The sequence below is a fragment of the Microbacterium sp. F2E genome (genome assembly GCF_020905435.1).
Classification (GTDB): domain Bacteria; phylum Actinomycetota; class Actinomycetes; order Actinomycetales; family Microbacteriaceae; genus Microbacterium; species Microbacterium lacticum.
This window is the reverse complement of the sequence record NZ_JAJJIB010000011.1, coordinates 77576-84151: the sequence shown is the minus strand read 5'-3', so window position 1 is coordinate 84151 and position 6576 is coordinate 77576. Positions and strand designations below refer to the sequence as shown.

The 6576-nt window shown below is 61.5% G+C and carries 4 protein-coding genes and 1 pseudogene; all 5 read right to left on the bottom strand.

What is annotated here, in order from left to right; genetic code table 11:
- Positions 1 to 69 precede the first annotated feature (69 nt).
- A complete protein-coding gene (locus LOK55_RS09955) occupies positions 70 to 327 on the bottom strand; it encodes a hypothetical protein (RefSeq protein ID WP_229935254.1) in 258 nt (85 codons plus the stop codon).
- Positions 328 to 637: 310 nt separating this feature from the next.
- A complete protein-coding gene (locus LOK55_RS09950; protein WP_374107646.1) occupies positions 638 to 1729 on the bottom strand; it encodes a HEPN domain-containing protein in 1092 nt (363 codons plus the stop codon).
- Positions 1699 to 1854, bottom strand: a pseudogene (locus tag LOK55_RS14415) (hypothetical protein); the annotation flags it as partial. The pseudogene LOK55_RS14415 and the gene LOK55_RS09950, both read right to left, overlap by 31 nt.
- Positions 1855 to 1924: 70 nt before the next feature.
- Complete coding sequence (locus tag LOK55_RS09945) at positions 1925 to 3568, bottom strand: DUF6119 family protein (RefSeq protein ID WP_229935252.1); 1644 nt, start codon at positions 3566 to 3568, stop codon at positions 1925 to 1927.
- A 70-nt stretch (positions 3569 to 3638) separates the two neighbouring features.
- Positions 3639 to 6575: a type I restriction endonuclease subunit R gene (locus LOK55_RS09940; RefSeq protein ID WP_229935251.1), complete on the bottom strand. Its 2937-nt coding sequence runs from the start codon at positions 6573 to 6575 to the stop codon at positions 3639 to 3641.
- Position 6576 lies beyond the last annotated feature (1 nt).

Here is a 6576-nt window from a genome sequence, read left to right as displayed (position 1 = left end):
GGTTGCTTGGTCGCTACCGATCCTCCGGGCCTCGACCCACCTCACCCCGTCACGCCACGCCCGAGCGCCTCACCCCACCCAGAATGCGCAGAGCCCGATATCGACCGGGACGAACTCCTCGACCACACTCTTGCGACCATCGGTGAACAGCCGACCGATGTCCTCCAACGACAGCCCGTCGACCTGCTCCCGCGTCGTGAACCCCTCCTCATCGAGCACCCGCCGGGCCCTGGCGATCGCGCGATGCGAGCACCCCGCCATCGCCTCGATCTGCCTATACGCATACCCCTGCAACAGCAGGCCCATCACAAACCGGTAGTCCGTCATCGCCGACGCTCCTCTCCACCAGCGACCAGCCCTTGGCCGCGGCGAGAACCATCCTCGAACCCACCATCAGAGCGCTACCGTGTCCCCGCGCGCGTGCTACCAGATCGTTACATCCGCGCTACCCGAAGCCCCGTCTTAACACGCAGGGCGTGAGCGTGAAAGCGCTGGCGCGCCGGTACGGAATTCACCGGGGTACGGTGTGGGCGAAGACGCGGAGGTCGTGATGAAAGATGAATCGACCGCCTGTTGATGTGGCAAGCGACATCGTTTGACATGCGCGACGAGCCTCAATTTCGTATCGTCGGCGAGGTCAACATTGATCCTTGAGAGCGCATAGATGCCTACTCGCTTGTCGAGCCGTCGCACGCAACTGCGGGTGCTCCTTGACGATCTCTCGCTGCCGCTCCGCGGATAGTCCGACCTCGTGCAGCAGGTTCAATATCACCACCGCAGTGGTGACGTCCACGATGGCGATTAACTCCTCGAAAGTGTGATTCGGGGTTCGCCCTTCATGGGCCAGGTCGTTGCGCGCTCGTGTCGTTCGTCGTGCCCATCGGTTAATATCCGGCACGAGCATGGACATCGACTCCTGATCTGGCCGCGCAGCAAGGGCGCACAACCGTTCTCGTAGCGTGGGATCGTTGCGGAGGGAGCCCTTGATGCGCTCACGATGCTCCTCAGGCACGTGCGCCAACATCGCTTCGCGCATCGGGTTGAACTCTTCACGCGGCATTGGTGGCTCGTCTATGCCGAGACCGCGGTGTAGTACCTCAGCCGCTCCGACCGCCGTCAGCAGGTTGTTCTCGATGTACTGGGCGGGCGCGTAGCGGAGCCCAAGAATCATGTTCAGCGCTGATTGCAGCCGCTCGTGCACCTCGCACCAGCGAGGGATGACCTCCTCGAACGGAAGCGTCTCGCACGTGAAGAACACGCGGTGCGGCTCGATGACCTTCGCATCGTGATCGCCCACTTTCGAGGGAGAGTAGATCACCTCGACGTTCCAGTCGCGTTGCGGTCTGCTGGGCTCAGGCTCGGTGTCGCCCTCCGCCAATTTCAGCCGCAGCCAGATCACTCCTGCAGCACGATGCGTGGCCAGCGCGATCAAGTCCTGAACCAGCCGAGCGAAGCCCATCGCCTCGCTCCACGAGAACGGCGTCTCCCGGACGACCCGCGAGAACGTCGTGTCACGCACACGGCCTGTAGTCCCGCCCCGACGTTGATCGAAGAACGGCAAGGTGTGGCGGTGCGCAAGAGTGAACTCGACTCCATCGGCCTTGACCGTCTGAGCGTCTGTTTGTCGGGAGTCTTGACGCGTGCACCGTACGTGCGCTTGCCACCGTTCGGGACGCAGCCAAAGAGTGTGATTTCTCGCTGCTCGGCAGCACCATGGATCACCTCCCACGTTCGGCGTCCTTCATGAAACGCCACCACGCCAGGGGAGATCGTCGTGCTGATGCGGTCCTCGAACGTGCCGATCAACGTGAGCGTCAGCCCATCAGTGCTCGTGTACCGGAGAGTGCCCGGCACCTTGTGGTCGGGCTCGTCGGGAAGCCACCACTCTCCTGCCCACTCGCCGTCGTCATCGAGATTCAGCGGTTCATGAGACACTTTGGATCTTCTCGTTCTCGCTTTGGCCCGGATCGATGATCGGAATCCGCGCGATCGCGACGGTGAACCCCATCGTCGAGAGTTGTCGTCCCTGTTGCATCAGATTCAGTTTGCTGAAGAAGGGCAGCCAGTCTCGCCCTTCACGACTGGAGTTGGCGATGACAGCGTAGGTCACACGGTAGCGAGATCTATCGACGGCTTCCCCTGCGCTGGGCACCAAGCGCAACCAGGCCTCAAGAGCTTCCTGCGACACTTCTGCCTGGATCAGTTCGCGGACCTGTGTGCGGAAGATGCCGTCATTGACGAACGTTGCGGCGGACACTCCGCCTTGGGCAAAGAGGTGGCTCAGTGTTGCGGAACGGGACTTGCGCTTCACATGGATCAAGTCGCCATCATCCGAGAGGACATCGCAGAACTCGATGCCGCTGCTGGCACCTCCTGGCCGCTTGATGCGTGCATCGAGCTTGAGGAGGTGCTCGGGCGAGCTGAGGGCGAGGCGGGCATTGTAGTCGGCTTCAACCTCGCCGACGTGTGCTGGGGGAAGCTGAACTGTCGCGTCGATGAGTCCAGCAGCGAAAGCATCGACCTCCTCGACCAAGGTGGTGCTGACGGCGAACCAGCGACCTTCTATGAGAACGTGTAGTTGGTCGTTGATCCGCTGCTCAGTGACGAGGCACTGATAGAGGTTCCAGCGCTTGTCAAAGTTCCCTGAGCGTCCGAACCTCACCGACACGGATCTGGACTTGAGATTCTCGACGGTGATGGTGGCGCGGTCGTCTCCGATGCGGTCGAGGTATTCATCGAGGTCAAGGTCGTCATAGACATGGCTTCGTGTTCCTGCGATCTTGAACCCGTCGATGTCCTCCCAATCGATTGCTTCCGGCATCGCCAGGTGCGTTGATCCGGTCGCCCCGCTCCTCAACTGCTCCACGAGCAGATCGTTGAGCGCTCCGACAATTGCGCTGTCACGCACCAGCGAGAGTTGGTCGATCCACCCAAAGTCTGTCTTGTAGTCGTCGGCTGCGAACGCGACAAGTAGGTCATCGCAGATGGCAGGCAGCTCCGTCACCGGCGCCTTGACTCCCATCACAAGTGAGTCCGCACCGGCGATTCTTTTCGTCACGGACTGGTCGCGCGGCTCCCCAGTGACTGCTCTCAGGATGTCGCGCGATACGTCGACACCGAAGGTGGGCAGCTCAGCGCTCTTGCTCGCTTGAGTGTTCGTTGAGACCACAAGATCCTCGAAGGTCTTGGTATCCAGACTTCGAATCTGACGTGGATCGATGCGGTTGAGTGCCACCCGCAGACCGAACTGGTACTCGATCTTCGACAGATCGAGAAGCGACCGACCGTACCCGAAGGTGAGCGCGAAGATGCGCCCACTGGTGCGCAGGAGCAGTAGGGCGGAGGTTGAAGAGGATCTGAGGCTGCCGAGTTGGTCCGCGAGCACAGGCTGAACGAATCCGACCCATGAAGGGATGGACGATCGGGGCTGGACATAGAAGAACCGCCCGTTAACTCCCGCAGACGAATCAAGATCCACCGCGATGTTAGCCTTCTCCGGGTCCAGTGCGTCTTCGAACTCGGCAACGTCCTGACGAAGAAGGTAGAAGGTGAGCCGTCGCGCTTTCACTTGATTCTCCTTGACGATGACTCTTGCAGCGTCAAACCGACGAGCGCAGTCTCCCGCGCTGGCCCGGCGCTCATGCGCTCTTCCTGTACGTCGCGTTGAAGACGGCATCGGCGAGCCAGCGTTTGAAGCTGTCGTTGTCTTGGAACTCTTTGAAGAGCTGGGTGTCGTCAGCGATCAACCGCAGCATCACCTGGCTGAGTGCACGGTCACTTTCGACGCGGGCGTTGGCGGGGTCGTTGTTGGCCTGGGCGTTGCGGTACGCCTCGTCTTCGGAAACCAGTTTCGGGATTTCCTCGGTGATGAACCGTTCGACCCTGTCGGCGTCGTTCCATTCGATGTCGCCGAAGTGGGCGTTGAAGCTCTTCACGATCTCAGAGAGCTTCTCCAGCTCCGGGCCGAGGTGAGCGCCGCCGCCCGCAGCGGGGATCGGGGCGAGCACGCCGTCCTCGTCGTCAAGCACGATTCTCATGGCCGCGAGCTTCTCGGCACGGTAGGACTCAAGGTCGATGTTTTCAAGGATTCCGGCTGCGAAGTCCTCTTCCTTCGGCGCAGGGAGCTTCGGTACGAGGTGGTCGAGGAAGATCGACCGTTTTTCCCACTCGGCGCTGCCGTAGGGCAGCACGGTCGACAGGAAGTTGTAAGTGCGCAGGAAAGCCTTCGCGTCGCCTTTGAACTTCACCTGGTCGTCCTCGTCGGGCAGCTCGACGTACTCGGCGACACACACGTCAAGCAGTGGGTCGAGCCGGTCGCGTGGCTCGCCGCGCAGGTACCGTTCGACGAACTCGTCCACGTGCTCCGGCGTGTAGATGCCGAACGCGTCGAGGTCGTTCACCAGGTCGTGGAGCTTGTTTGCGTCGGTCTCTTCGGCGAGAACGGTCGTGCGGTAGTAGGGATCGAAAGCCCTTTGGATGTCGTCTGCGTCGTTGGCGAAGTCGAGCACGAACGTCTCGTGCTTGGCCGGGTGCGCACGGTTGAGGCGGGAGAGCGTCTGCACGGCGAGCACGCCCGAGAGGGGTTTGTCGACGTACATCGTGTGCAGCAGCGGCTCGTCGTACCCGGTCTGGAACTTGTTGGCGACGACGAGAATCCGGTACGGGTCGCTCTTCACGTGCTCGGCGATCACCCGGGAGGGGAACCCGTTGAGGCTGGCTTCGGTGACCTGCATGCCCTTGTAGTCGTGCTCGCCAGAGAACGCGACAATCGCTCTGTACGGGCTCTTGCGGGCTACCAGCGCCTCGCTCACGGCGTGGAAGTATTCAATGCACCTCGGGATAGACGAGGTCACGATCATCGCGCGGGCCTGCCCTGCAATCTTCTGCTTGCCGATCACCTGGGTGAGGAAGTGATCCACCATGATGTCGGCCTTCTGCGCGATCGCATGCTCATTGCCCTCGACGTAGGCTCGGAGCTTCTTTGATGCACGTCGCACGTCGAACTCGGGGTCGTCTTCGACGGTCTTCATCAGCTTGTAATAGCTGCCGACTGGGGTGTAGTTCGCGAGCACGTCGACGATGAAGCCCTCCTGGATGGCCTGCTTCATTGTGTAGGAATGGAACGGCCGGTGTCCGACCGTACCGTCGGGGTTCGCGACGGGCTCGCCGAACATCTCCAGCGTCTTGTTCTTCGGTGTCGCGGTGAACGCAAAGTAGCTCGCGTTCGGCAGGAGCTTCTTCGCTTCGATGATCCGGTTGATCTGATCCTCAACGCTCTCATCCTCGTCGGTATCCGCTGCGCCGCCGAGCGCACGGGAGACTGCCGCCGAGGTCTTGGAGCCCTGGGAGGAGTGAGCTTCGTCGATCACGATCGCGAAACTGCGTCCCTGATGCTCCAATCCGATGTCGTCGAGGATGTAGGGGAACTTCTGCACCGTGGTGACGATGATCTTCTTGCCCGTTTCAATCGCGCGACGAAGATCACCGGAACGGTCGGCGTGGACGACCGTTGAGCCGACCTGCAGGAACGACTTGATCGTCTGAGAGAGCTGGTCATCGAGGATCACCCGGTCGGTGACGACGATGATCGAATCGAACGCGACGCGACGCTGGTGGGTGGCCTCGGCGAGCTGATGAACGAGCCAGGCGATTGAGTTGGACTTGCCGCTGCCCGCGGAGTGCTGAATGAGATACCGCCTGCCGGCGCCGTTCGCTTCCACATCTGCGAGCAGGCGACGCACGACGTCGAGTTGATGGAAGCGGGGGAAGATCGCCTTCGAGGTCTTCTTGCCCGTAGCTGGGGTCTTCTCGGTGACGATCTGTGCGTAGTTCTCGATGATTCCCGCGAGGCTCTGTGGGGCAAGGATGCGCCGCCAGAGGTAGTCAGTCATCACGCCGTCGGGGTTCGGTGGGTTACCCGCCCCGTCATTGAAGCCTTGGTCAAACGGCAGGAACCACGACGAGCTGCCCTTCAGGTGCGTGGTGAACCGGACTCGCTGATCATCGAGCGCGAAGTGCGCGATCGTGCGCCCGAACGCGAACAGCAGCTCGCGAGGGTCGCGGTCGCGCTGGTACTGCTGCACTGCGTCGTCGACGGTCTGCTTGGTGATATTGTTCTTCAACTCGAACGTGAACACGGGAAGCCCGTTCACAAACGCCACGAGATCAATGGCGTCGCCGCGGTTGCTTGGGCTGTGATGCACCTGGCGGGTGATGACGAAGCGGTTCTTCGCGAACAACTCGGCAGCCCTCGCGTTACCCTCCGTCGGTGTCGGATAATACAGGTCGATGTGCTGTCCGAGGTGGTCGACGCCATTGCGCAACAGGTGCACGATGCCACGTTTGGTGATCTCACCCTGCACCCGCGCCAGGAACTTGTGACTCGCGGGGGACGACTCGGCAAGCGACAACGCCTTCGCAGCATTCGGCTGCGTCTCCTCGATGAACGCAGTCAGGTGATCGAGATCGAGCGCGTAAGCTGCATCGAAGTCGGCTGCAGCACCCTCGGTCCAGCCGCCATCGGCCATCTGCGCGACGATGAGTTCTTCCAGGCTCGCTTCGTTGAGTCGCTGCATG